Annotated in this window: 19 protein-coding genes and 1 pseudogene; 11 read left to right on the forward strand and 9 right to left on the reverse strand. The window is 68.7% G+C overall.

Going from position 1 to position 26,291, the window contains the following annotated elements; translation table 11 throughout:
* Nucleotides 1-80 precede the first annotated feature (80 nt).
* From BM365_RS10575 to recC, 6 genes and pseudogenes are all read right to left on the reverse strand, one after another.
* Nucleotides 81-878 (reverse strand): restriction endonuclease, encoded by a 798-nt coding sequence (locus tag BM365_RS10575; protein WP_093488987.1) that lies wholly within the window; start codon nucleotides 876-878, stop codon nucleotides 81-83.
* Nucleotides 879-996: 118 nt separating this feature from the next.
* Nucleotides 997-1,338, reverse strand: a complete 342-nt coding sequence (locus tag BM365_RS10580) for a hypothetical protein (RefSeq protein ID WP_093488989.1) — start codon at nucleotides 1,336-1,338, stop codon at nucleotides 997-999.
* Nucleotides 1,335-1,619: a hypothetical protein gene (locus tag BM365_RS10585; protein ID WP_139227402.1), complete on the reverse strand. Its 285-nt coding sequence runs from the start codon at nucleotides 1,617-1,619 to the stop codon at nucleotides 1,335-1,337. Before BM365_RS10585 ends, BM365_RS10580 begins: the two co-directional genes overlap by 4 nt.
* A 183-nt stretch (nucleotides 1,620-1,802) precedes the next feature.
* Complete coding sequence (gene recD, locus BM365_RS10590) at nucleotides 1,803-3,653, reverse strand: exodeoxyribonuclease V subunit alpha (RefSeq protein WP_093488993.1); 1,851 nt, start codon at nucleotides 3,651-3,653, stop codon at nucleotides 1,803-1,805.
* On the reverse strand, nucleotides 3,650-7,291 hold the full coding sequence (locus BM365_RS10595) for a UvrD-helicase domain-containing protein (protein WP_093488995.1): 3,642 nt from the start codon (nucleotides 7,289-7,291) through the stop codon (nucleotides 3,650-3,652). The genes recD and BM365_RS10595 overlap by 4 nt, the downstream gene beginning before the upstream one ends.
* A 224-nt stretch (nucleotides 7,292-7,515) precedes the next feature.
* Nucleotides 7,516-10,908 (reverse strand): annotated as a pseudogene (gene recC, locus BM365_RS10600) (exodeoxyribonuclease V subunit gamma); the annotation flags it as partial.
* A gap of 204 nt (nucleotides 10,909-11,112) precedes the next feature.
* Here recC and BM365_RS10605 point away from each other — a divergent pair.
* From BM365_RS10605 to BM365_RS10630, 6 genes are read left to right on the forward strand one after another with little or no spacing between them, the layout of a single operon-like run.
* A complete protein-coding gene (locus BM365_RS10605; RefSeq protein WP_093488997.1) occupies nucleotides 11,113-11,901 on the forward strand; it encodes an ABC transporter ATP-binding protein in 789 nt (262 codons plus the stop codon).
* Nucleotides 11,901-12,653 (forward strand): MlaE family lipid ABC transporter permease subunit, encoded by a 753-nt coding sequence (locus BM365_RS10610; RefSeq protein WP_056879990.1) that lies wholly within the window; start codon nucleotides 11,901-11,903, stop codon nucleotides 12,651-12,653. Before BM365_RS10605 ends, BM365_RS10610 begins: the two co-directional genes overlap by 1 nt.
* 4 nt (nucleotides 12,654-12,657) lie before the next feature.
* On the forward strand, nucleotides 12,658-13,197 hold the full coding sequence (mlaD, locus tag BM365_RS10615; protein WP_093488999.1) for an outer membrane lipid asymmetry maintenance protein MlaD: 540 nt from the start codon (nucleotides 12,658-12,660) through the stop codon (nucleotides 13,195-13,197).
* An 8-nt stretch (nucleotides 13,198-13,205) separates the two neighbouring features.
* Entirely contained in the window at nucleotides 13,206-13,868 is a 663-nt protein-coding gene (locus BM365_RS10620) for an MlaC/ttg2D family ABC transporter substrate-binding protein (protein ID WP_175502087.1), read from the forward strand.
* Nucleotides 13,852-14,154 carry an STAS domain-containing protein gene (locus tag BM365_RS10625; RefSeq protein WP_093489003.1) on the forward strand — a complete coding sequence of 101 codons (303 nt, stop codon included), beginning with the start codon at nucleotides 13,852-13,854 and terminating at the stop codon, nucleotides 14,152-14,154. Before BM365_RS10620 ends, BM365_RS10625 begins: the two co-directional genes overlap by 17 nt.
* A 32-nt stretch (nucleotides 14,155-14,186) precedes the next feature.
* Nucleotides 14,187-15,209 carry an MlaA family lipoprotein gene (locus tag BM365_RS10630; RefSeq protein WP_093489005.1) on the forward strand — a complete coding sequence of 341 codons (1,023 nt, stop codon included), beginning with the start codon at nucleotides 14,187-14,189 and terminating at the stop codon, nucleotides 15,207-15,209.
* A 70-nt stretch (nucleotides 15,210-15,279) separates the two neighbouring features.
* Here the strand turns inward: BM365_RS10630 and rmuC are convergent, their stop codons facing one another.
* On the reverse strand, nucleotides 15,280-16,629 hold the full coding sequence (gene rmuC / locus BM365_RS10635) for a DNA recombination protein RmuC (protein WP_093489007.1): 1,350 nt from the start codon (nucleotides 16,627-16,629) through the stop codon (nucleotides 15,280-15,282).
* A gap of 164 nt (nucleotides 16,630-16,793) precedes the next feature.
* Here rmuC and BM365_RS10640 point away from each other — a divergent pair, with 164 nt between their 5' ends.
* The 3 genes from BM365_RS10640 (at nucleotide 16,794) to fabV (ending at nucleotide 20,440) form a co-directional block, all read left to right on the forward strand.
* A complete protein-coding gene (locus BM365_RS10640) occupies nucleotides 16,794-17,444 on the forward strand; it encodes a suppressor of fused domain protein (protein ID WP_139227403.1) in 651 nt (216 codons plus the stop codon).
* A gap of 171 nt (nucleotides 17,445-17,615) precedes the next feature.
* The gene (locus BM365_RS10645) at nucleotides 17,616-19,052 is read left to right on the forward strand and encodes an amino acid permease (protein ID WP_093489011.1); all 1,437 of its coding nucleotides are present in this window, start codon (nucleotides 17,616-17,618) and stop codon (nucleotides 19,050-19,052) included.
* 170 nt (nucleotides 19,053-19,222) lie between these two features.
* Nucleotides 19,223-20,440 (forward strand): enoyl-ACP reductase FabV, encoded by a 1,218-nt coding sequence (fabV, locus tag BM365_RS10650; RefSeq protein ID WP_093489013.1) that lies wholly within the window; start codon nucleotides 19,223-19,225, stop codon nucleotides 20,438-20,440.
* Between the two features lie 75 nt (nucleotides 20,441-20,515).
* Here the strand turns inward: fabV and BM365_RS10655 are convergent, their stop codons facing one another.
* Nucleotides 20,516-21,685, reverse strand: coding sequence for a class I SAM-dependent rRNA methyltransferase (locus tag BM365_RS10655; RefSeq protein ID WP_093489671.1), 1,170 nt, complete (start codon nucleotides 21,683-21,685; stop codon nucleotides 20,516-20,518).
* A gap of 245 nt (nucleotides 21,686-21,930) precedes the next feature.
* Here BM365_RS10655 and BM365_RS10660 point away from each other — a divergent pair, with 245 nt between their 5' ends.
* Nucleotides 21,931-22,890, forward strand: coding sequence for a TerC family protein (locus tag BM365_RS10660; protein ID WP_093489015.1), 960 nt, complete (start codon nucleotides 21,931-21,933; stop codon nucleotides 22,888-22,890).
* 91 nt (nucleotides 22,891-22,981) lie between these two features.
* Complete coding sequence (locus BM365_RS10665; protein ID WP_093489017.1) at nucleotides 22,982-23,791, forward strand: rhomboid family intramembrane serine protease; 810 nt, start codon at nucleotides 22,982-22,984, stop codon at nucleotides 23,789-23,791.
* 158 nt (nucleotides 23,792-23,949) lie between these two features.
* Here the strand turns inward: BM365_RS10665 and BM365_RS10670 are convergent, their stop codons facing one another.
* Nucleotides 23,950-26,235 (reverse strand): TonB-dependent receptor, encoded by a 2,286-nt coding sequence (locus BM365_RS10670; protein ID WP_093489019.1) that lies wholly within the window; start codon nucleotides 26,233-26,235, stop codon nucleotides 23,950-23,952.
* Nucleotides 26,236-26,291 lie beyond the last annotated feature (56 nt).

The raw sequence follows: 26,291 nt of genomic DNA on the forward strand, positions 1-26,291 counted from the left end.
GCAATTCTAGCGGCCTTGCGGAATGCAGTTCGACAGCTTCACCGCTCGCCCGAGCGGCCTCTCGAGATCGGGAGCGACACTTATTTGGCTCCCCGGCATACAGGAAACGCGGAGCATCCCCAGAACCCTTCTCCCGTGCGTCGGTTCGTCCGCCGGACCATCGCCGCTTTGCAGGTCGGGCAACTGGGGGAGCTTGATTCGACGGCGTGATCGATCACGGGTTCGACTTTCCTGGAAGGCTCGGCGCCGCCGACCTGCACCGCCCTGATCATCTCCAGCAGCGTTGCGCCATCGATCAATTCGATCGGCTTGCCCTCGACGAAGTGCGCCGCATCCGCGGTGAAGCCTCCGAGCGCCGCGATGCGCACGGCGTCCGCCTGGTGATGCGCCATCAGGCCGAACATCTCGCGCACCACGCTGACCGGCACCTTGTCGCGCCGCCACTGCTTGCACTGCACCAGCGTGCGCTTGCCATCGCGATGCAGGATCAGGTCGATGCCACCATCGGCGCCACCCAGGCCGGTTTCCTCCACCGTATAACCGCGGCGACGATACGCCTCGCCCACGAGCCGCTCGAAATCGCGCCAGCCCAGCGCGGCCAGGCTGTCCAACCCGCGGCGGGTGTCCAGCAATCGGCGCTTGCGCCGTGCATCGAAGAACGACATGCCAGCGGCGATGACGCACAGGCCGAAGAAGGCCCACGCGAGCGGCAGAAAAGGATTGGTGTTCTGAAAGGCGCTGCCCAACGCACTGTTTCGCGAAAAAAACAGCGGAATGCCGTGCGCGATGGCCAGGTAGCCCGCGACCCCGGTACAGAGCCCGACCGGCCACGGCAGCGCAGCCAGATTCTCGATGAAACCGCGACGACCACGTCCCATGTGGCTTCCCCTCTCACCCCGTAGCGGACCATAACCCGGTCCGTAGGGAGACGCACAGGCGGCGGCGCGCCGTTCGTCGGGAATCAGGGTGCGCGGACGGTGGTCGCCCGCAGCAGCGTCAGCGCCAGCTCGCCTTGCGCGAGGGCGGCGGCGTGACCTCGGTGTCGACCACGGGCACGAGCAGCGACAGCCGGGCCTTGGCGAACTCGCCGCTGCCGTCCACATCCAGCTTGCCCACGCTGCTGGCGGTGATCAGCGCGGTATCGAGGAAGACCTCCGCACCTTCGGCCAACGGATGGCGCGCACTGCACAGCTTGGACGGTACCTGCAGCACGCTGATCCCATCGCGCTGCCATTTCGTCTCCGGCGCCAAGCGCCGCACGATGGAGCCATCCACCCAGACATCCACCGAATCCGATTTTACCGATCGGCATTTGCCGATCCCGACATCAAACGTCATGCGCCCTCCTTCGAGGCGATATGCGTGAGCGTGAAGAGGTAGCCACGCGCTTCCAGCAATGCGCGCATGCGTCGTTCCGCCGGCACGCGATGGAACTGGCGGCCGGCCCACAAACCAAAGCACGGGCGACCGGTGTTCTGGCCCTGGCCGGTCGGGCGCCGCGACACCGCGATATCCAGCGACTCACAGGCCGTGGCCCACATCACCCGCAAGTCGTCGGGCCCGATGGACTGTTGGGATCCCAGATGCAGCAGGAAGACCTGGACGTGCTGGTTCGCCACACACACCTCCTCGGCACGCGGGACCGCGTGGGTCAGGCCGAGAGGGAGGGATGTCAGCCGGCGAAGCGCGGCGGAGGGTACTGCCAGTCAGCAGGAACAGGTATACGCCGTTGGGGGGGTTATCGCAAACAACCAGGCGTACCGACGATATGCACGGGCGATGCTCGCAGCGTGGAAGCGTGTTCAGCGCGCGCCCAACCGCCACCCCAGCCCCGACCACCGGCCCGCGTGCCGAGCCAGCGCGTCGCGGATCACCGCGTCGCTGCCGGCGACATGCAGCGCATGGCGTGCGCGGGTGATGCCGGTGTAGACCAGCTCGCGCGACAACACGCGGTTGCTGCGCGCGGGCAACACCAGCCACACCGTGTCGAATTCGGAGCCTTGCGCTTTGTGCACCGTCATCGCGAAAGCGGACTCGTGCGCGGGCAACGCCGCCGGATGGAACGCACGCGGACTGGCGGGATCCTCACCGGGGAACCACGCCACCAGCGTGCCGGCCGCATCGCGCAGGCAAACGCCGATGTCGCCGTTGAACAAGCGGTGCCGGTAGCTGTTCTCGGTGACGATCAGCAACTGGCCATGGAAATGGCCTTGCGCCGCGCGCACCGATCCATTGCCATCGGCAAGCAACCGTTCGATGCGCGCATTGAGCGTGCGCGCGCCTTGGGGCCCTTCGCGTACCGCCGTCAGCAGGCGCAGGTGCGTGGACCGCGCCAACGCCTCGGCGGGCGTGGGGGCGTGGCCCAGCGCGTGGAAATGGGCGAGCAACGCGTCGCGATGCACGTCCAGGGGATCGACCAGGTCTTCGTGGAAGTGCACGTTGGACAGCGTGCCGGCACGCAGCTGCGACAGCGCGGCATCGGCATCGCCTTCGCGCACGGCGGCCGCCAGCGGCGCGAGGTCCAGCGTCTCGCTCTGGCGCCAGCCGCGCTGCAGGTGTACGCGGATACCGGGGAACCGTGTTCTTTCGTCGTCCTGCGCATCGGTGGACGCATCCGTCTCGCCGAGCAACGACCGGAGGGCCTCGGCATCGTCGTGCGCGATGGCATCGCCGTCACCGGCGGCGCCGAGGATGGCGGCCAGCACATCGCCGGCTTCCACCGACGGCAACTGGTCGGGATCGCCCAGCAGCACCAGTCGCGTGCCGCTGGCGACCGCGTCGACCAGCTTGGCCATCAGCGGCAGGTCGATCATCGACGCTTCGTCGACGACGACCACCTCGTAGGGCAGCGGATTATCGTGGCCGTGGCGGAAGCGCGGCGAATCCGGGATCGTCCCGAGCAAGCGGTGCAGCGTGGTGCCGGTGGCAGGCAGCGCGGCGAGCAGATCGGCATCGATGCCGTCCATGGCCAGCGCCTTCACCGCATGGCGCACGCTCTCGGCCATGCGCTCGGCGGCCCGCCCGGTGGGCGCGGCCAGCGCGATACGCGGCGGTGCGCCGCCTGCGTGCCTTGCCTGCGCGGCCAGCAACACCAGCAGGCGCGCCGTGGTGGTGGTCTTGCCGGTGCCGGGACCGCCCGTGACCAGCAACAGGGCGTGGCGCAACGCGAGCGCGGCGGCGCGCGCCTGGCGGTCGTCGTGCGTGGCCTGTGGGAACAGGTTTGCGAACAGCGGCGCGAGCGACGCGATGGCGGTCTCAGATACCGGCTGCGCGGCGATGCGCTGCAAGCCCAACGCCAGCGCGCGTTCGTACTCGCGGTAGCGGCGCAGGTAGAGCAGGCCGCCTTCCAGCACCAGCGGCGCGCTGCCGATCGCAGGCGAAGCGGGTTCGCGTGGCGTGGCGACCCAGCGCGATGCTGCGAGTTGCTGCGTCCAGGCCTCGGCATCGGGCCAGGCGATCTCCGCATCGACCAGCGCCGCGGCGGCATCGAGGCGCACGCCGGCATGGCCCTTGGCGACCGCCAGCGACGCCAGCGCGGCGGCGGCGAGCACGGCATCGGGCGTATCGCGATCCAACCGACGCAGGCTCTGCGCAAGGGCGTGGTCGAGCGTGCGCAGGTGGCCGCCCTTGTACAGCGCGTCGAGCAGGCTCATGCAACGGCCTCCGTCGCATGGCCGGCGAACAGCGCATCCAGCGCGTGCACCAGGTCGGGCGCGAAGCGCTGCGCGTGAACGCCAGGCGAGCGTGGCTGGGTGAGGTCCAGCCCGCGGCAGAACAGGTAGCGGATGCCGCCGAAGTCGCGCGCGTAGTCGTACGCATCGCCAAGGCGGAAACGCAACCAGCGATGCAGCGCCAGCGTGTAGATCAACGCCTGCAGGTCGTACTCGCTGTGCGCCATCGCCTGCTGCATCGACGCCGCGTCGTAGGCCGGCAGTTGGTTCGATTTGTAGTCGAGCACGTACCACCGGCCGTCATGGCCATAGGTCAGATCGATCAGGCCCGTCATCAATCCTTCCAGCCGGGCGCGCGTGCCGAAGGCGTTGCGATGGGGCAGCAGGCCATGGCGATGCAGCAAGGCCAGCAATGCCGGCACGCCGGTGGGCTGCATGGCGAAGTGGAATTCGATCTCGGCGCGACGCGCGTCCGTCGGCAGGTCGGCCAGGCGCGTGCCTTCCGGTAGTGTGGTGCACAAAGTCTGCCCCACCAGCGGCACCAGCACCGCGAGGCCGTCGTCGATGTCGGCTTCGGCATAACCGCCTTCGCGCATCGCGTCGACGATGACATCGGCCTGATACACGGGCGCGGCATCGCCCGGCCGCCAGTCGCGCCAGGCGGCGAAATCGGCGTGCTCCAGCGCGGCATGCATCACCACGCCGAAGCGGCTGCCGGCGAAGCGGGGATCGGCGAGGGCGACGGGCGCGGCGATCGCGTCGGGCACTCCATCGACGTCGGACGCGGGGGTTTCGTCCTCGCCACCGGGATCGGCCTGGGTTGTTGCAGCCAGCGGATCGGCGCCTTCGGCGTGCGCGAGCTGGGTGAAGCTGTAGACCCACCAGTCGGCGGCGACGCGATGCGCGCTGGTGCGCGCCAGCGCGATGGCGGCGTCGTGCTCGGCCGGCAGGCGGGCCGGCGGCGGTTCCGGCGGGCCTTCGATGATGCGCAGCTCATCGCGCATGCCGAGCGCAGCGATATCGGCCAGCAGCGGCGCGAGACGGCTCTTCTCCCTGTCGGTCACGTCGCCGGCGGCGATCCACAGCGCATGCTCCGCGCGGGTCAGCCCGACGTAGAGCAGCCGCGCATCTTCCGCCTGCCCGTCCTGCTTCACGGCGAGGCCGGCGGCCTGCCATGCGGGATCGTCCTTGTCGACGCGCCATTGGAGGACACGACGCGTACCGTCGTGCACGGTGCGATGGCGGCCGCTGTCGGGTCGGCTCGTGCCCAGGCCCGCGAAAGGCAAGTAGACCAGCGGATATTCCAGACCCTTGCTCTTGTGCAGGGTGACGATCTGCACGCGACGCGCATCCGACTCCAAACGCAGCAGCTGTGCTTCGTCGTTGGGGTCCGCATTGGCGATGCGCGCCTGCAGCCAGTCCAGCAGACCATGCAGCCCCAGCGTGCGGGCGGAGGCTTCCTGCAGGTGCTCGCCCAGCTGCAGGTAGTTGGTGAGCCGGCGTTCGCCATCGAGCAAGCCGAGCAGGCGACCGGCTTCCGCCGCGCACAGCTCGGATACCAGCGCGAACGGACCGCTGCGCTGCCAACGCTCGCGCCAGTGCAGCAGGCGCGCCTGGTGATGGCGCTGCGCGTCGCCATCGGCGTCCAGCGCATCCAGCGTGGCGGCGTCCTCGCCCAGCAGCACGGTGGCGAGCGCGGCCCGCAGGCGACCGGCGTCGGCCAGATGCAGCAAGGCGAGCAGCAGCGTGCGCAGGTCGGCGGCTTCGCGGCTTTCGAACAGGCTCTGCTTGCCCGCGGCGACCGCCGGCACGCCCGCACGCGCGAGGGTCTGCTGCATGCGGGTCGCGTCCTTGTGGTTGCGCACCAGCACGGCGATGTCGCCCGGCTGTACGCGGCGGCCGTCGATCGTCGCGCGGCCGTCGCGTGCGTCCGACAGCAGGCGATGGATGTCGGCGACGCAGGCGGCGGTGGCGGCATCGCGCGAGGCCTCCGCGTCGAAGGGCTTGCCTTCCTCGTTGCGCAGCAGGCGCAGGGTGAGCGCCGGTGCGGGAACGCCATCGCGCAGATAGTCCGCGTCGTTGCGCTTGTCGCCGGGAAACACCGGCTCGAACCGAATGCCGGGATGCGCAAAGGCATCGCGGCCGACGGCATCGGCGCCGTCGTACAGCGCCTGCACCGCGCGCAACACGGCGGGTCGCGAACGGAAGTTATGCGTCAGTGGATCCGCGTGCGCGGTGCCCGGATGGTGCTTGGCCGCCAGGTAGGTGGCGACATCGCCGCCGCGGAAACCGTAGATGGCCTGTTTGGGATCGCCGATCAGGAACAGCGCCGGCGCTTCTCCCAGCGCACGCACCTCCTCGGAGTCGCCGAACACGCTGGCGAAGATCTGCCACTGGCGTTCGTCGGTGTCCTGGAACTCATCCACCAGCGCGATGCGGTACTGGGCGCGCAGGCTTGCCACCAGCGCGCGCCGGTTCGGGCCTGCCAGCGCGTCGGCGACGTGGTCGATCAGATCGTCGTAGGTCTGCACGCGTCGCGTGCGCTTTAGCGTTTCGAGGCGACGGCGGGCGTCGTCGCGGAGGCGGTGCAGCAAGACCACGCGCAGCCGCTGCTGCAGCTGTTGCCAGGCATCGTCCGCCTCACACCAGTCGCGCAATGCGTCGAACAGGGGCGACTGCGGGACGCGCGCCGCATCGCCGTCCTTGCAGAAGCCGACCAGCGCCTCGGGGAGCAGCTTCTGCACGTGCGTCTTGTCGGTACGCGGCCACTGCGCCAACGCGCTGCCGGCCTGCAGTTCCACGAAGGCCTTGTCGAAGCTCGGCCGTTTCGCACGACGGCCATCGAACACCTTGCCGTCGAACGCGGCAGCGATGGCGGCACGTGCGTCGGCTTCGTACAAACCGATAGCCTCGACCAAGTGAGCGGCGCGGCCCGCGCGCGTGGCGTCCACGGCGACCTGGCGTTCGCTGGCGTCATCGACAGGCGCGGCCGGCAGCAACGGCAGCGGGCCGCACAGCGCAGGCAGGTCGGCGGCGAGCGCATCGGGGCCGCTCCACAACCCTGTCAGTGCGTCGACCGTTTCGGTATCGGCCGCATAGGCGCGCCAGATGTCGGCAGCAAGCTCTTCGTACAGCGCGCGCGCGTTGCCCAGCAGCTCACCGGCCTGCAGGCCTTGCCCGGTGTCCAGCGCATGCTCGCGCAGCACCCGCGCGCAGAAACCGTGGATGGTGAAGATCGCGGCGAGGTCGGTTTCCTCGGCGGCGGTGCGCAGGCGTCGTGCGAGCTGCACCGGCGACTCCTCGCCGCGCGCGAGATGGCGGGCCAGGATGGCGCGCGTGAGTGCGGCCTCGTGGGCCTCGTCAGCGGATGATGGCGTGCCGACAAGATCGGCCGCCAGCGCGAGACGTTCGCGGATGCGCTTGCGCAGTTCCTGCGTTGCGGCTTCCGTGTAGGTCACCGCGAGCACGTCGCCCATGCGCAGGCGGCGCTCGACGATCAGGCGCGTGAACAGCGTGGCCAGCGTGTAGGTCTTGCCGGTACCGGCGCTGGCCTCGATCAGCTGTACGCCGTCGAGCGGGCGATCGAGATACGGTTCGCGGGCAGGATCGAAGCCGCTCATGCCGCGCCCTCCCCACCATCGGTGCGTCCGCTGCGCAGCGCGGCGTAGATCCGCAGGCTGGTATCGACGAACGCGGCCATGCCTTCCGCATCGGCCAGCGGATCACGGCCGCGGAAGGCGAGCTGGAGGGCCTCGCCGGTGCTCTCGCCCCAGCTGTAATCGCCGGGATACCACTTGGTGCGCGCGGCGCTCTCGCGTTTGGCGGGATCGGCGGCATGGATCTCCCAACCGGTATGCGGCGCGAACAGCAGAGGCGCGCGCAGGCCTTCGCGACGCAGCGACAGCAGCAGGCGCAGTGCATCGCGCGCCTGGCCGGCGTCGATACCCGGGGTGATGTGCGGACCGATGCCGGCCTCGCCCGCATCGTGGAATTCCACCCGCGACACGCGCAGGCCGCAGGCATTGGCCAGCAACCAGTCCAGGCCGTGGCGGATCGCAGCCGGACCGTTCAATGCGCCGATGTGCACGCGCGCCAGGCCATGCACGTAGAGATCCTCGATACGGCCCTGCAGCCGCACGCCGTCGATCTCCACCTCCAGCCGCGGCACACCGCCTTGCGGTCCCACCAGGCCACGGTGATCGACCTGCTCGCGCCACTGCGCTTGCGCGCGGACGTGGCGTTCGGCTTCGTCGAGCAACAACAGGAAACGGCGCGCCTCCGCATCAGGCCCGAGAGGACGGCCGCGCCACTGCGTGGCCGTCTCCTCGCGCATCCACGGGAACAAGCGTTGCTCCACCAAGCGCGCGAGCAGGCCGTCATCCGGCTCACCCTTGCGCACGGCGGCCAGCACGGCTTGCCCATCGGGATCCTGCAACGCGTCGTGCAGCCAGTGGCGGCGATCGTGGCCGACCCAGTCGGCGAAGGCGCGCGCATACGGCTCCACTTCGGCGAAGACACGCTCGGCGGCCTGTTCGCCCAGTGGACCGGTGGGCACCTGACCACGCGCACGCAGCCGCGCATAGAGCGCCGACGGGCCATGCGCGTCCGGCGCGCGTGCGCGCTCGAGCTGCCATTCGAACACGTCGCGCACCACGCGCGATCGGTCACTGCCGTGCGTAGGCGCGACCAGGGGTTCGGTGTCCTCGGTGTCTTCGAGCGCATCGGGCAAGCGGATGCCGAGCCGCTGCGCAAGGAACTGGCCGGCAGGATCCAGCAGGAAGCGGCGCAGCGCCTCCAGCGGCAGCACGCCGCTCTCTTCGTCGAGAGGTGGCAGCGGCGATTCGGCCCACGGCGGCAGCGCGCGGCGCGCACCTCCCAGACGACCCGCGGCGTCGCGCCACGTACTCCGGTAGCTGAAGTGGCGCGGTTCGTCTTCGCTGCCGAACGCCGCCGGCGCGAACGGTTGCAGCGTGTGGCGCACGATCAACGCGTCCTTCGCGTCCGCATCGCCGTGATAGCGCGCCGCCACGTCGACCAGTTCGCTGATCAGCACCGAGGGCTCGCGTGGGCTGCCATCGCGCGGATCGGCGCCGAGGTAGCTGACGTAGAACACGTCCTGTGCGGCGGCGAACAGCTGCAGGAACAGGAAACGGTCGTCCTCGCGGGTCGAACGGTCTCCTGGCAGGCGCCGGCCCGCATGCAGTTCGGCGGTGAGCTTGTTGAGCCCGGCAGCGGGATCGCGACGCGGGAAGTCGCCATCGTTCATGCCCAGCAGGCAGATCGCACGGAACGGCAGCAGGCGCATCGGCACCATGCGGCCGACGCTGATGCCGCCGGTCAGCAGCGGGGCACGGGTGTCGGCTTGCGACAGCAGGTCGGCGAAATGCGCGCGCACGACGTCCGGCGGTACGGTACCGCCGTACCCCGCAGCTTCCGCATCGCGGGCGAAACGATCGACCAGGGTGCGCAGGCGATCGAGCGCGCGTTGCGAACGGGGTGCGGAAGGCCGTTCCGGCAGCAGCGCGTCGAACAGGTGCAGCAGGCGTTCTCGCCATTGCACCGGCGTCTGCGCCTCGCCCAGCACGCGGCGCTGGCGGGCGAGTTCGCGCAGCAGGCGCACCAGCGTGTCGAGCGCGTCGAGCGCGCCGCCTTCCAGTTCCGGCCACGGCGCGACGCCGGCGATGTCGTCGTCGCTGCCGCTCGCATGGCCGAGCAGCAGCCGGTCCAGGGCGAACTGCCAGGTGTAGGCATCGTCGGCGGGCGCATCGGATGCGGCACGGTGGGTCGCGTCCAGGCCCCAGCGCGCGCCGGCCTCGCGCAGCCAGCCGTGCAAGCGATCGATGGCATCGGTATCGAGTCCGGACGCTTCGGCGATCGGCGCGCTCGACAGCAGGTCGAGCACCTCGTCCAGACCGAAGCGCGACACGGGCAAATCGAGCAGGCGCAGGAACACCTCCGCCAACGGCTCGCTCGCCAGCGGACTGGTGTCGGCCAGCGCCCAGGGCAGCGCGCCGTCATGGCCGCTGCCGCCGAACACCGCGTCGAGGTAGGGCACGTAGGGGTCGATGTCCGGCGCCAGCACCGCGATCTCGCGCGGATGCAGCGGCGGATCGAAGCGCCGGCCTTCGGGCGATGCGGGATCGAGCAGCGCGCGCAACTGGTCGTGCAGCACCTGCAGTTCGCGCAGACGCGTGTGGCAGGCGTGGACCTGCAGGCTGGCATCGGTACGGTCGAGCATGGCACGCGGCGGCGGCACGGCCGGTGCGCGCCGGTGGAAGAGATCCGACTGCAACCGACGCAGCAGCGTGTCGGCGCCGTCGCCAGCGAGCGGATCGGCGTAGACGTCGATCTCGGCGCGCGGATGCACCACTTCGTAATCGCCGAGCAGTGCCATGAAATCGCGGCCGGCCACGCCCCAGGCCTGCAGCAGCGGGTTTTCCTGCACGTCGTCGGCGAAAAGATCGCTGGCCCCGTCGCGTCGGCGCTCACGCAGCGTCTGCAGATCGCCCCAGTAGCCGCGCGCCGGCGTGGGCAGATAGAAATGCAGCGTGCCCACGCGCGCCTGGGTGGCGAGCACGCGCAGCACGTCGGGTGAGATGTTGAGGGTGGCGAAGACGAGCAGTCGTTTCGGCAGGCCTTGCGGCAATGGCCCATCCGCGCGGCCGAAACGCGCGAGGTAGTCGTGGATGCGGCGCGCGCGGTAGTCGTGCCCGCTGGCGACCGCGCGCCATAGCCGCGCCTGCGCGTCGTCCTGGTCGGCGCCCGCTTCCCACCGGAGCAGCCAGTCGCGGCGCCACGCCTGGTATTTCTCGTACACACCCGCCAGTTCGCCCGCCAGCGACCAGGGCTTCAACGGGTCGCCGTCGTCCAGCCAGGCGTCCAGCGGGGCCAGTGCGGGCGCCGTGCGCAGCGCCGGATCGTTGAGCGCGCCATAGAGGCGCCACTGCAACGCGGCCATGTCGAGGTCGTCGGTGCTCGGTCCGAGATTGGCGTCCAGCGCACGGGCGACGAACTCGCCGGGGGTCAGGAATTCTAGGTTGGCGGCGACGCCGTACTTCGCCGCGAGCGTGGCCTGCAGCCAGCGGCGCATGGCGACCTGGGGGATCAGCACCACGTCCGGCGCCAATGGCGACTGGCCGGGCACCGGCGTGCGCAGCTCCTCGGCCAGCAACGCCGCCAGCAGCTCCAGCACGTTGGAGGGATACAGGCGGAAGTCGGGCGTGGCGTCGGTCGTCATCGTCGCCGTCATTGTGCCGGATGGCGGTCGCAGCACCGGAGACGCCGGCGCTTTGGGCCACAGCATCCCGCACGGCCGTGCGCGCGGCGGCGACACGGATGCCACAATAATCAAACTGCGCGGTACGGTTTATGTTCAGCCGCTTGCCGCGAAGCTACGCCGTTGTTTTTCCGTTAACCCGCCTGTGGTCCGCCGACGACGCCCATGACGCCTGCCGACGCTCCTGCCGTGCACCTGTCCGACCTCCGCCTTGATCGCGGCGGCCGCACCATCCTGCGTGGCATCGACCTGACCGTCCCGCGCGGCAGCATTGCGGCCGTGCTCGGCCCGTCCGGCAGCGGCAAGTCGACCATGCTCGCCGCGCTGACCGGCGAGTTGCCGCCTGCGGCGGGCTCGGTGGAAGTGTTTGGCCAACCCGTGCCGCATCGCAGCCGTGCGCTGCTGGAGATGCGCAAGGGCGTGGGTGTGCTGCTGCAGGGCAATGGCCTGCTGACCGACCTCACCGTGGCCGAGAACGTGGCGCTGCCGCTGCGCACGCATACCAAGTTGCCCGACGCGCTGATCCGCCGGCTGGTGGACTTCAAGTTGAATGCGGTCGGCCTGCGCGCCGCCGCAGACGCCTACCCGCGCGAACTGTCGGGCGGCATGGCGCGCCGCGTGGCGCTGGCCCGTGCGCTGGCGCTGGACCCGCCGCTGATGATCTACGACGAGCCGCTGACCGGGCTGGACCCGATCGCCTCGGGCGTGATCATGAGCCTGATCCAGCGCCTCAACGACACCCTCGGGCTGACCAGCATCATCGTGACCCACCACGTGCACGAAACCCTGCCCATCGCCGACCAGGCGGTGGTGATCGCCAATGGCGGACTGGTGTTCTCGGGCACGCCGTCCGAGCTGGAAGCCACGTCGGACCCGCTGGTGAAGCAGTTCCTGCGCGGCGAGCCGGACGGCCCGATCGCGTTCGATACGGTCAAGCGCGGGGAGGCCGCCTGATGCCCTTCGTCGCCGCCACCCGGTCGCTGGGCCGCGCCGGCCTGTTCTCGCTCTCGGTGTTCCGAGCTTCGGCGCCGACCCGCGACTTCTTCGCCGAACTGACCCGCGAGATCTACAAGATCGGCGGCCGCTCGCTGCCGATCATCGCCGTGGGCGGTGCGTTCGTGGGCCTGGTGCTGACCCTGCAGGGCTACCGCACGCTGACCACGTTCGGCGCCAGCGACGCGCTGTCCACCCTGCTGGGCCTGTCGCTCTATCGGGAACTGGGGCCGGTGCTGACCGCGCTGCTGTTCATCGGCCGCGCCGGCAGCTCCATCGCCGCCGAACTGGGCCTGATGCGCGCCACCGACCAGATCAAGGCGCTGGAGCTGATGGCCATCGACCCGGTGGCGAAGGCCGTGGCGCCGCGCTTCTGGGCAGCCGTGCTGACGGTGCCGCTGCTGACCGGCTTCTTCTGCTCGCTGGCGATCAGCGCCAGCTACTTCGAAGCCGTGCATGTGCTCGGCCTCGACAATGGGACCTTCTGGTCCGCGCTGCAGAACAGCGTGGACTTCTGGGACGACTTCGGCGTGGCACTGCTGAAGTCGGCCGTCTTCGGCGGTACCAGCGCCCTGGTCGCGGCCTACGTGGGCTTCCACGCCGAGCCGACCATCGAGGGCACCTCGGTGGCGACCACCCGCGCGGTGGTGAACGCCTCGCTGCTGGTGCTGATGTTCAATTTCGTCATGTCTGCATTGCTGTTCAGGAGCTGACCCCATGTCCGTCCGTGGACCCCGCCTCGAATTCGCCGTCGGCGCCTTCCTCCTGCTGGCCCTGGCCTCGCTGCTGGTGCTGGCACTGGCTTCCACCAACAAGCGCTTCGGCGTGGGCGGCGGCAGCTACGAGCTGACCGCGCGCTTCACCAACCTGGGCCAGCTGCGCAAGCAGGCGCCGGTGAAGATCGGTGGTGTCGTCATCGGACAGGTGGCCGACATTCAGCTGGACCCGGTCAAGTTCGACTCCATCGTCACCCTGTCCATCGACAGCCAGTACAAGGACCTGCCGGCCGACACCGCCGCGGGCATCTTCACCAGCGGCCTGCTGGGCGAGAACTACATCGGCCTCTCCCCGGGCGGCGACCCGGAGGTGCTGAAGCCCGGCGAGGAAATCGCCTTCACCCAGCCGGCGGTGGACCTGCTCCAGCTGGCCGGCAAGTACATGTTCAGCGGCGGCGCCAACAATGCCGGCGCAGGCTCCGGGGAAACCCCGGCCAGCGGCGAGACCGCGCCCCCCGTTACGGAAGAACCCACGCCATGAAGACCCTGATCAAGCATTCCTTCCTCTCCGTCGCCCTGTCGGCGGCCCTGCTGGCCTCCGCGCCGGTCGCCGTGTTCGCGCAGGCCGCGGCCCCCGCCGCCGCCGCGAAGCCGAACAGCGCCAGCCAGGTGGTGCTGACCAGCAGCACGCGCATCCTGTCCACGCTCGACCAGCGCCGCGCGGAGTTCAAATCCAACCCGGCCGCGTTGCGCCAGTACGTCACCAGCGAGTTCAACACCCTGTTCGACGGCGACTACGCCGCCCGCCTGGTGCTGGGCGTGCATGGCCGCGGCGCCTCCGATGCCGACGTGAAGCTGTTCGGCCAGGCCCTGACCGAGCGCCTGCTGTCGGCCTACGGTGCGCGCCTGGCCGACTTCAATGCGCGCCTGAAGGTGCGGGTGAAGTCCGAGTCGCCCCTGCCGGGTGGCCGCGGCGTCAAGGTCGAGACCGAGTTCCTGCAGCCCGACCAGACGGTCACGCCGATCACGTTCTACGCGCGCAACGTCGGTGGCCAGTGGAAGGTGTTCGACGTGCTGCCGGAAGGCGTCTCGTTCGTGCAGACCTTCAAGACCCAGTTCGACACCCCGCTGCGCCAGAAGTCCATCGCGCAGGTTGCTGCGGACCTCAAGTCCGGCAAACTGCAGGTCAACGGCAGTGCCAGCGGCAAGTGACGCCAGCGTCAGGCGGGACGGCGACGCGCTCGTGTTCACGGGCGCGCTGGACCGTGCCGCCGCCGCCGCGCTGTGGGCGCAGGCCTCGGCGCAGCTGGCCGGTGCGCAACGCTTCGTCCTGACGAACGTCACTACCGTGGACAGCGCCGGGCTGGCACTGTTGGCGGAACTGGCCGCTCGCGTGCGCGCCACCGGCGCCTCACCCCGCTTCGAAGGCCAGCCCGCTGGCCTGGCCGACCTGCAGGCCGCGTACCGTCTGACGCCGGAACTGGATTTCCCAGCGTAACCCCACCCCCCGCAGTTTTTCCAGGAATCAGGATGAATCTGTTCCGCCTCAGCACCGTGGTCCTGCTGGCCGCACTCGCGACAGCGTGCGCCTCGGCGCCGAAGTCCGCGGCGAACGCACCGGCCGAACCCGTGGTGGTCGACGGCAGCGCTACCGTTGGTGCTTCCACCGCTCCTGCATTGCCCGCCGAACCGCCGATCGACCCGGCGACGGCTGGCGCGGCCCCGACCGTCGCGGATGCGACCGCCGGCGATGGCGCCGAAGACGATTTCGCCGCGATCTACGGCCAGGGCGCATACGACCCGGTCGCCGATCCCACCTTGCCCGCCCCGGCGCAATCGCCCGTGGCTTACGACCCGTGGGAGAAGTTCAACCGCAAGGTGCACGCGTTCAACAACGCGGTGGACCGCGCGGTCGCCCGCCCGCTGGCGCGCGCCTATACCGCCGCCGTGCCGCGGCCGATGCGCCTGGGCGTGAGCAACTTCTTCGACAACCTGCGCCAGCCGCTGACGATGGTGAACCAGCTGCTGCAAGGCCGTCCGCGCGACGCCACCCAGACGTTCGGCCGCTTCGTGGTGAATTCCACGCTGGGCATCGGCGGCCTGTTCGACCCCGCGAGCGACCTGAAGATGAAGCGCCGCAGCGAGGACTTCGGCCAGACGCTCGGCACCTGGGGCTGGAAGCGCTCGCGCTACGTGGAGCTGCCGTTCTTCGGTCCGCGCACGGTCCGCGACGTGCTCGGCCTGGCCGGCGACATGCCGCTCAGTCCGGTGCGGCAGATCGAGGACGACAAGACCCGCATCTTCCTGCAGGGCCTGAACCTGGTGGACACGCGCGCACAGCTGCTGTCGCTGGACAGCCTGCGCGAAGGCGCGGTGGACGACTACGCCCTGGTCCGCGATTCGTGGCTGCAGCGCCGCAACTACCAGATCGAGAGCCACCGCACCCCGCAGCAGCCGACCGAGGACGAACTACCGGAATACCTGCAGGACGAGAACACCCCGACGGTGCCGGTGGATGCGATGCCGATGCCGGAGATCAGCGGCGGCGGCTGAGGATTACGTCCCGGTCCTGACAACGAAACGGCGCCCCAGGGCGCCGTTTTCGTTTCCTGCGGAAGCGAGCTCACTCCGCTTCGTCGCCGCCGCCGAGCAGCTTCGTGGGTTCGCCGTTGCTGGGCAGCGATTCGACCTCGCGAAGGCTGCGCTCGATGGCGCGCGTGCGCACGCCGGTCTGGTCGATCTGCTTGCTGGCCTGGTCGAGCTTGGTCTTCACCGAATCCATCACGTCGCCGAACTTGCCGAACTCGCGCTTGGCGTTCGCCAGGATGTTCCAGACCTCCGCGGACCGCTTCTCGATCGCCACCGTGCGGAATCCGACCTGCAGGCTGGTCAGCAGTGCCAGCAGGGTGGTCGGCCCGGCGATGGTGATGCGCTGGTCCCGCTGGATCGCTTCGAACAACCCGGGCCGGCGGAGCACTTCGGCGTACAAGCCCTCGGTGGGCAGGAACATGATCGCGAATTCGGTGGTGTGCGGCACCGCGATGTACTTGCGGATCTCCTGCGCCTGTTTGCGCACCGCGCGCTCCAGCGCATCGCCCGCCTGCTTGACCGCGTCGGCGTCCGCACGCTCCTGCGCATCGAGCAGGCGTTCGTAGTCCTCACGCGGGAACTTGGCGTCGATCGGCAGCCATACCACCGAATCGCTGGAGGAGCCGGGGAACCGCACCGCGAACTCCACACGCTCGCCACTGCCCGGCACCGTGGCCACGTTGCCGGCGTACTGGTCGGGCGCGAACACCTGCTCCAGCAAGCCTGCCAACTGCACTTCGCCGAACACACCGCGGCTCTTCACGTTGGTCAGCACGCGCTGCAATCCGCCGACATCGGCGGCCAGCTTGTTCATGTCGCCCAGGCCCTGGTGCACCTGCGCGAGCATGCGTGTGACGTTGCCGAAGCTCTCGGTCAGGCGGGTTTCCAGCGTCGCGTGCAGCTTCTCGTCGACCGTCGCGCGCATCTGTTCGAGCTTCTGCGCATTGTCGGCCTGCAGTTCCTTCAGCCGGCCTTCCAGCGTCGCGCGCATCTCGCCGATGCGCTGCTCATTGCGCTGGGTGAGCTCGTTGAGCCGCAGGCCTAGCGCGTCGGCGAAGCGCTGCTGCGATTCGGCCGACTCGGTCCGACCCTTGCGCGCATCCTCGGTCAGCGTGTCGCGCAGCACGTCCAGGCGCTGGTCGGTGCGCGTGCTGAGATCGCCCAGGTTGCGCGCGAAGCCGTCGATGCGGGCGTCCTGCGCGCGCGACAGGCCTTCCAGTTGCTCGCGCAGCTCGCCCCGGCCCTCGCGCTGTTCGTCGCGCAGCGCGCGTTCCAGCAGGTCGCCGATGCGGGCCTCGGGACGGCGCAGCACCAGCACCGCGAGCAGGACGACGGCCACGGCGACGAGCACCAGCAGGAGGATGAGCAGGGTCTGGGAATCCATGCAGACAGTGTAGCCGCTGGCGTCTCAGCGCCTGAGCCGGGCCACAGCGCGAACCGCCTCGCACGGGAAGCGCGCGCCGCGTCACGGGATGCGGATAGGTGGCTTGACCCCCTGCAGGGGCCGGCGCACAGTCGCGGCGCACCGACCGCTTGGGGAAAGCCGGCTTGCTGCAACGTCTTCGCACACTGATGGGCGCCGCGCCCGACCCGGTGCCTGCCCTCGCCGCGGCACGCGCGGCCGCCCTGCAGGCGGCGCTCGGCGAACCCGAGCGCATCGACCGCGACGTCGACCGCCGGCACCGGGTCGACGTGCACGTGTACGCGCGCAACTTCGTCGAGGCCTGCGTGGACGGCGACGACGAAGGCTATGTGCTGGTCACCAGCGGCATGAGCGACCGGCTGATGCCGATGCCCGACGGCTACGACGGCGACGAATCTGCTGCGCGCGAACTATTCTGGTACGTGCGCGCGCCGCATCCGGCCTTCATCGAGCAGCTGCGCTGGCTGGCCAAGCTGCCGTTCGCCGAAGACAGCTGGCTGGGCTACGGCCATACCGTGCCGCTGCCGGAACCGCCGCTGGCGGCCTCACCGTTCTCGACCTTCCTGCTGCTGCCGCCGGTGGTGGCCACCGACCGCCACCTGTTCGACAACCTGCACCTGCACGGCCAGGGTGTGGAGCCGCTGGTGGTCCACCTGGTGTCGGATGCGGAGTATGACCTCGTCCGCTCTGACGAAGGGCTGGATGTATTCCTCGACCTGCTGGACGTGCACCGCTACCCGCTGGTGTTCGATCCGGCGCGGCCTTCGTATCTCTGAACCGGCCGACGCGGCGGCCGCGTGGTGCGCCGCCGATTGCCAGCCACGCCGCGCGCGCATAGGCTGCTGGCGGCCCCGGGGCGGGGATGCACCCGCGGGTCATGCCCCCTCACCTTTCCATGCCGGCTCTCCGTCGGCATACCGCCCCATTGACGCATTCGAGGAGTTTCCATGACCTGGCTACGGCGCAAATCCATCGACCGGATCACCGAGCACGAAGAAGGCCGGCGACTGGTCCCTACGCTGAGCTGGCCGCACCTGGTGGCGCTGGGCATCGGCGCGATCGTCGGCACCGGCATCTACACGTTGATCGGCGTGGGCGCCGAGAAAGCCGGCCCCGCGGTGCTGATCTCCTTCGTCGTTGCCGGCGTGGTGTGCGCCTGCGCGGCGTTGGCCTATGCCGAACTGTCGACGATGATGCCGGCCGCCGGCAGCGCGTATACCTACAGCTACGGCGTGCTGGGTGAAGCGATCGCGTGGATCGTCGGCTGGAGCCTGATTCTCGAATACTCGCTGGTGGTCAGCACGGTGGCGGTCGGCTGGTCGGGCTACTTTGTCGGCTTCCTCGAATGGGTGCAGCAGACGTTCGGCTGGAGCGTCACCTTGCCCGCCGCGCTATCCGCCGGTCCGCATGCCGGCGGCATCATCAACCTGCCCGCCATCGTCATCACGTTCCTCGTCGCGGGCATGCTGATCGCCGGCACACGCGAAAGCGCCACGCTCAACGCGATCCTGGTGGTGTTCAAGCTGATCGCGCTGGGGGTGTTCATCGCGGTCGCACTGCCAGCGTTCAATGCGGACAACCTGCAGCCGTTCATGCCGTACGGCTTCCCGAAGTCGATCGGGCCCGACGGTGTCGAGCGGGGTGTGATGGCGGCGGCAGCGATCATCTTCTTCGCCTTCTACGGATTCGATGCGATTTCCACCGCGGCCGAGGAGACCAAGAATCCCGGTCGCGACCTGTCGATCGGCATCGTCGGCTCGATGGTCGGCTGCACGCTGATCTACCTGGTGGTCGCGGTGGCCGCCGTCGGCGCGCTGAGCTACACCGTATTCGGCCAGAGCGCCGAGCCGCTGGCGCTGATCATGCGCGAGCTGGGACACGGCACCGCCGCGCTGGTGATCGGCATCGTCGCGATCGTGGCGCTGCCGACCGTGCTGCTGGCGTTCTTCTACGGGCAGAGCCGCATCTTCTTCGTGATGTCGCGTGACGGCCTGCTGCCGCGCGGTCTGTCGAAGGTCAACCCGCGCACGGGCACGCCGGTGGCGATCACCGTGTTCACGGCCATCCTCGTTGCGGCGCTGGCCGGCGTGGCCCGGCTGGACGAAATCGCTGCGCTCGCCAACGCCGGTACCCTGGCCGCGTTCGTCGCCGTCGGCGTGTGCCTGCTGGTGCTGCGCACGCGCGAACCCCACCGCCCTCGCGTGTTCCGCACACCGTTGGCGTGGGTGGTCGGCCCGGTGGCGATCCTCGGCTGCCTGTACTTGTTCTGGAGCCTGCCGCATCGCACGCAGCTGTGGTTCCTGGTGTGGAATGCGGTCGGCATCGTCGTCTACCTGGCCTACAGCCGTCGCAACAGCATGCTGGCGAAAGGCGGCGACGCTTGATCGCTCTGCGGCATGCGTGACCAAAAGGCGGGCTTCGGCCCGCTTTTTCTTTATGCGTCACCCAGCAGAATGACGACCCCATACGCCGGCGTGTGCAGGCGTAGCGCTTCATTCCGGGCGGCTGCGGCACTAAGATGCCGCGCAGGCACACCATCCCCCGGGTTACGACGTTGATCATCCATCCCAAAGTCCGCGGCTTCATCTGCACCACCACCCATCCGCTCGGCTGCGCGCTCAACGTACGCGACCAGATCGCCGCGACGCGCGCACAAGGCGTGCGCAACGACGGGCCCAAGAAGGTGCTGGTGATCGGTGCGTCGAGCGGCTACGGCCTGGCCGCGCGCATCAGCGCGGCGTTCGGCTTCGGTGCCGATACGCTGGGCGTGTTCTTCGAGAAGCCGGGCAACGAGAAGAAGGCCGGCACCGCGGGCTGGTACAACTCGGCTGCGTTCGACCAGGCAGCCAAGGAAGCCGGCCTGTACAGCCGTTCGATCAACGGCGATGCGTTCTCGGACGAGGCGCGCGCGAAGGTCATCGAGCTGATCAAGACCGAGATGGGCGGCCAGGTCGACCTGGTCATCTATTCGCTGGCCTCGCCGGTGCGCAAGCTGCCGGGTACCGGCGAAGTGAAGCGTTCGGCACTGAAGCCGATCGGCGCGCCGTACACGTCCACCGCCATCGACACGAACAAGGACGCCATCGTCCAGGCCACCATCGAGCCCGCCACCGATCAGGAGATCGCCGACACCGTCACCGTGATGGGCGGCCAGGACTGGGAACTGTGGATCGATGCGCTCGACAAGGCCGGCGCACTGGCCGACGGCGCACGCACGGTGGCCTTCAGCTACATCGGCACCGACATCACCTGGCCGATCTACTGGCACGGCGCGCTCGGCCGCGCGAAGGTGGACCTGGACGAGACCGCGCAGCGCCTGGACGCGCGCCTGCAGAAGACCGGCGGCACCGCGAACGTCGCCGTACTGAAGTCGGTGGTAACGCAGGCCAGCTCCGCGATTCCGGTGATGCCGCTCTACATCAGCATCGTGTTCAAGGTGATGAAGGAACTCGGCCTGCACGAAGGCACGATCGAGCAGCTGGACCGCCTGTTCCGCGACCGCATGTACCGCACCGACGGCACCCCGGCCACGACCGACGACGAGAACCGCCTGCGCCTGGACGACTGGGAACTGAAGCCCGAAGTACAGACCCAGGCGAAGGCCTTGTGGCCGCAGGTCACCAGCGAGAACCTGTTCCAGCTGACCGACTACGCCAACTACAAGCACGAGTTCCTGAAGCTGTTCGGTTTCGAACGCAGCGATGTGGACTACGACGCCGACGTGAACCCGGACGTGCAGTTCGACTGCATCGAGCTGTCGCCGGAAAACTGATCGCCGTGCGTGGCGCATGAAAAAGGCGGGCTTCGGCCCGCCTTTTTCGTGTCCGTGGAGGAATGCGCTTCCGGCTCAATCCACCACGCGGCAGAACACCGCCTTCAGGTAGCGCGATTCCTGCACGTGCGCCATGAAGGGATGGTCGGGGCCGGCGCCGGCGACCTTGAGGATCTGGATCGTGCGGCCGGAGAAATACGCGGCGCGGCGAAGCATGTCGAGGAACTGCTCCTCGCTGACCAGGCCCGTGCACGAGAACGTCGCGAACAGGCCGCCGGGCTTCACCACGCCCAGCGCGAGCTTGTTCATGTCGAGGTACTTCTTCAACGCGGCGATCACCTGCTCGCGGTCGCGCGTCATCTTGGCCGGGTCCAGGATCACCACGTCGTACTGCTCGCCGCGGTTCGCCGCATCGCGCAGGTACGGGAAGATGTCGGCCTGCACGAACTTCGGCCGCACGTTGTTGAGCTTGGCGTTGCCCTTGGCGATCTGGATGACGTCCTGGTCGATGTCCACGCCGACGACCTCGCTCGCACCACGCGCCGCGGCGTACACCGCGAAGCCGCCGGTGTTGCAGCACAGGTCCAGCACGGTCTTGCCGTCCACCTGCTGGCTCAACCATTCGCGGTTCTCGCGCTGGTCGGCGAAGAAGCCGGTCTTGTGCGCGCCCGCCGGATCGGCGCGGAACTTCACCCCGTACTCGGTGATGACGGCCGCTTCGGTGGTCGTGTTGCCGTGGAAGTCGAAGCTTTCCTGCTTCTGCACGTGCTCGTCGGCGAAGCTGTGGAAGCGGCAGCCGGGGAACTGCTCGCGCAGCGCCTCGTAGATCCATTCGCGATGGCGGAACATGCCGGCGGCGAAGAACTCCACCACGATCAGGTCGCCGTAGCGGTCCACGACCAGGCCCGATAGGCCGTCGCCTTCGCTGTGCACTACGCGCCAGGCGTCGCTGATGGCGTCCAGCTTCAGCACGTCGCGGCGCAGCGAGACCGCGTCGGCGATCTTGCGCGAGAACCAGCCGGCATCCACCGGGATGTCGGGGTGGGTTTCGAGGATGCGCACGGCGATGCGCGAATGGCCGTTGTAGAAGCCGCGGCCTATCCATTCTCCGTCAACGCCGACCACTTCGACGAGGGTGCCGGACTTGGGCTTGGCGGCGGGCTTCTCGACCAGCTTCTGGAAGATCCACGGGTGGCTGGAACGCCAGGCGTTCTTCAGGCGTACGGTCGGGTTGGGCGTGTTCATGAACGACATTTTACCTTCGCGGTTGACCCGGCCGCGCGCCATCCGGACAATTCCCGCCTGAAGGGGAGTAGCTCCCAACGTGCCGGCCGTCATTTCGAGCAGCGATGCTCCGGTCCCACGGCAGCCCACCGGGCTGTGAGCGAGACCTTCGCCGCGATGGCGAAGGCATGTCCCTGGATCCCCGTTTCCCCGGTTCCCGAGACGTCCGCGCCCGCGGTCGTCCTCCACTTTTTTCGGGAATCTCGATGGAAACGATTGGCAACCCCTGGTTGTGGGCCGGCTTCGGCGGCCTGGTGGTGATCGCGCTGCTGGTCGACCTGGTGCTGATGCGCCATGGCGGCGCGCACAAGGTCACATTCAAGGAAGCGATGTGGTGGAGCCTGGGCTGGATCGCGCTGGCGATGGCCTTCAACGGCGGCCTGTGGTGGTACGTGAACGAGACCGCCGGACTGGTGGAAGCCAACCGCGTGGGCCTGGAATTTCTGACCGGCTACCTGGTCGAGAAGGCGCTGGCCGTCGACAACATCTTCGTGTTCCTGATGGTGATGACGTACTTCGCCGTGCCCGAGGAGCAGCGCCAGCGCGTGCTGGTGATCGGCATCCTCGGCGCGATCGTCTTGCGCAGCATCCTGATCTTCGCGGGCGCCGCGCTGCTGGCGAAGTTCCACTGGCTGCTCTACCTCTTCGGCGCGTTCCTGCTGCTGACCGGCATCAAGATGTGGTTCGCCGCCGGCAAGGAACCCGACCTGGAGAAGAACCCCGCGCTGCGCTGGATGCGCAACCACCTGAAACTGACCGATGGCTACCGCGGCGCGGCGCTGAGCGTGCGCGAGAACGGCGTGCGCTGGTTCACCCCGTTGTTCGTGGTACTGGTGTTGATCGGCGTGACCGACGTGATCTTCGCGGTGGACAGCATCCCGGCGATCTTCGCGATCACCTCGGACCCGTTCATCGTGCTGACCTCGAACGTGTTCGCGGTGCTGGGCCTGCGCGCGATGTTCTTCCTGCTTGCCGGCATGGCCGACCGCTTCCACCTGCTGCCGTACGGTCTGGCGGTGGTGCTGGGCTTCATCGGCACCAAGATGCTGCTGATCGACCTCTACAAGATCCCGGTGCCGTGGGCGCTGGGCACGGTGGCGGCGATCCTCGGCGTGACCGTGGCGCTGAGCCTGGCGCGACCGCAGAAGGCCGATACGGCCGCCTGACGCGGGTCCTGGCGGACCATCCCGTGCGCGGGATGGTCTGTCCATGGGCGCCCGCCCTTGCATTCGTCCGCACAGCCGCCAGAACGGATCCATGGACCTGCACCCCGACGACCCCGCGTTCGACCCGGAATCCCAGCAGCGCTACGACCGCCGCCGGCTGTTCCGCGCCCTCAACCTGAGCCTGGCGTTCGTGCTGCTGCTGGCCATCGTGTACTCGGCGCAGGGCAGTTTCGATGTGCGCGCCTTCACCATCGCGCCGCGGTCGGTGGACGGCCTGCTCGGCGTCCTGACGGCCCCCTTGCTGCATGGCTCGCTGGAGCACATCGCCGCGAATGCGTCGGCGCTGCTGATCCTCGGCACGCTGGCCGGCGCGGTGTACCCACGCGCGACGCTGTGGGCGATCCCGCTGGTGTGGCTGGGCGCAGGCCTCGGGCCGTGGCTGCTGGCCGAACCGGGCACGCACACGCTCGGCGCCAGCGGCCTGACCCACGGCCTGATGTTCATGATCTTCATGCTCGGCCTGCTGCGCCGCGACCGCGCGGCGATCGCCGCAGGGATGATCGCGTTCCTGTTCTACGGCGGCATGGTGCTCACGGTGCTGCCGCGCGAAGCCGGCGTCTCGTGGCAGGCGCATTTGGGCGGCGCGGTGGCGGGCCTGCTGGCCGCGTTCCTGTTCCGTCGCCTGGACCCCGAACTGCCGAAGAAGAAATACAGCTGGGAAATCGAGGAAGAGGACGCCGCCGCACGTGCCGATGACGAACTCGAACTGCCCGCCCCGCGCGAGGTGCCGATGCTGTGGGTACGCCCCGAACCGTCGGAAGAAGAGCAGCGCGGCGTGGTGCTGCGTTTTACCCGCCACCCGGCGGTTGAAAGCCCGCCGCGAGAGCCGCCGACCTCGTGATCCGTCCTGTGGGAGCGACGTAAGTCGCGATGATGTGGCCCGTTGTCGATGCGGTAAAAGAAAAAGGCAGACCATTCTGGTCTGCCTTTCCTTTTTCCGGATGATGGCCTGGCGCCCTTTCGCGACTCACGTCGCTCCCACGAAGCGCGCCGCATGCATCAGAACTTCGCGCTGAACTCCACACCCACCGTGCGCGGCTCGTTGATGAAGCCGGTCAGGTTGTTGAAGTCGATGCCGCCGACGATGCGGCGCTGGTCGGTGATGTTGCGGCCGAACAGCGCGACCTCGTAGTCGCCGTAGCCCCAGCCGTAGCCGATGCGCAGACCGCCTTCCAGGGTCGACTTGCCGGTGAACTCGATGGAGTCGTACAGGAAGAAGTTCACTTCGCTGCGGTAGGCCCAGTCGGTGTACACGTACAGCTCGCTGCCGTCGCCCAGGCCAACGCTGTAGCGCGCGGTCAGGTTGTGCACCCACTTCGGTGCCTGCGGCAGGTCGTTGCCATCGATCAGCGCCAGGCCGGCGCCATCGCGGGGATCGGTGACCGTGCACGCGGCGCACACCGCGACGGCCAGGTCGTTGTCCTGGATCTCGGTGTCGTTGTAGCTGCTGCCCAACGTGACCAGCAGGTTGTCCAGCAGGTAGGCCTGCAGGTCCAACTCGAAGCCCTTGCCGACCGACTTCTCGGCGTTCAGCAGGATGTTGGCATTGGCCGCGCCGCCAACGGCGGTGAGCTGCTGGTCCTTGACGCGGTAGTAGTACACGCCGGCGCTCAGGCGTGCGCGCTTGTCCCAGAAGTCCGCCTTCACGCCGGTCTCGACCGAGGTGACGGTTTCGGGATCGGCGACCGACTTGGCATTGAACGCACCCGCGCTCTGGATGCTGCTGCCGCGGAAACCCGTGGCCGCGCGCGCGTAGAGGTTCACGTCCTCGTTCAGCGCATACGTCGCGGACAGGTCCCAGTTGAACTTCTTGTCTTCCGGCGATGCCGACAGGTCGCCATCGGGTTCGAGCGCCGCGAGCTGCGCCAGGGTGCACTTGCCCGCCAGCACGCAGGCGGCGAAGCCGGTGTTCCAGTAGTCCTCGACGGTCAGCTTCTTCTCGTCCACCGTGTAGCGCGCGCCGGCGCGCAGTTCCAGCTTGTCGGTGGCCTGCCAGGTCACCGCGCCGAACAGCGCGTACGCATCGTTGGTCTGGCGGATGCGCTGGTAGCCGTCCTGCGCGCTGCCGTTGAGCGAGTCGTAGCTGAAGCTCTCGACCTTGTAGTCTTCCTTGAAGTAGAAGACGCCGGCCTGCCAGTTCCACGGTCCCGTGTAGGCGGACTCGATGCGGAACTCCTGCGTCCACTGCGAATGCTCGGGAATACCGTCGGCCGTTTCAGACGCGAACGGAATCACGCCGGGGCCGGAGTCGGGCAGGAATACCGCACCGTAGCCACCGTCGATGTCGCCGCGGTTGATCGTCTCGACGCTCTCGTAGCCGGTGATCGAATACAGCTTGTACTGGCCCAGGTCCCAACTCAGGCGTGCGCTCGCGCCCTGCGATTCGAGCTCGGAGTAGTTCAGGCCGTCCTGCGATACCTCGTCTTCATCGAAGCCCGGCACGAAGTTGTTGGTGCCCGGGTCGATGATGTTGGCGCGGAACAGGCGTGCGGTGCCGTTGAGCTTGCGTGCGTGCGCATTGAGCAGCGCATCGAAGCCGTCGCCCTCGTACAGGAACTGCACGCGGCCGGCGGACTCGTCGTAGCCTTCGAAGCCGTCGTTAGGGCCGGGATAGGTGTTGGTCACCCAGTCGTCGCGGCGCTGGTACAGCACCGAGGCGCGCGCCGACCAGTTCTGGCTGAGCGCGCCGCCGACGGCGCCTTCCAGGTTCCACATGTTGTCGCTGCCGACGCTCACCTTGCCGTAGCCGGTGGTTTCCTGCGTGGGCTTGGCCGACTCGAACTTCACCACGCCGGCCGGCGTGTTGCGGCCGAACAGCGAGCCCTGCGGACCGCGCAGCACTTCGACCTGTTCCAGGTCGAACAGCGGGAAGCCCTTCAGGATCGGGTTTTCCTGCACCACATCGTCGTACACCAGCGAGACCGGCTGCGAGGTGTTGAGGCGGAAATCGGTATTGCCGTAGCCGCGGATGTAGAAGCGCGGGAACGCGCGGCCGAATGAGGATTCGATGTTGAGGCTGGGCACGCGGCCGGACAAGAAGCGGATGTCGGTACCGCCGGAGGCCAGCACGCCGAGCTGCTCGCCGTTGATCGTGCTGATGGAAACGGGCACGTCCTGGATGTTCTCGACCTTGCGCTGCGCGGTGACCTGCACGGTATCGAGGGTGGCGGCTTCAGAGGTGGCGGGCGCGGCATCCTGCGCGAACGCGGTGCCGAAGGGCAGCAGCGCGGCGATGGCAAAAGCGAGACGGTGCGGCCGGACAGCGGTCGGGCGGAGTCGGGACATGGCGGTGGCTTTCCGAGTGGGTGGGAGTCGGGCGCCCCGGGGGCGCTAGCACGCGA

It is taken from the genome of Pseudoxanthomonas sp. YR558 (assembly GCF_900116385.1).
Lineage (GTDB): Bacteria > Pseudomonadota > Gammaproteobacteria > Xanthomonadales > Xanthomonadaceae > Pseudoxanthomonas_A.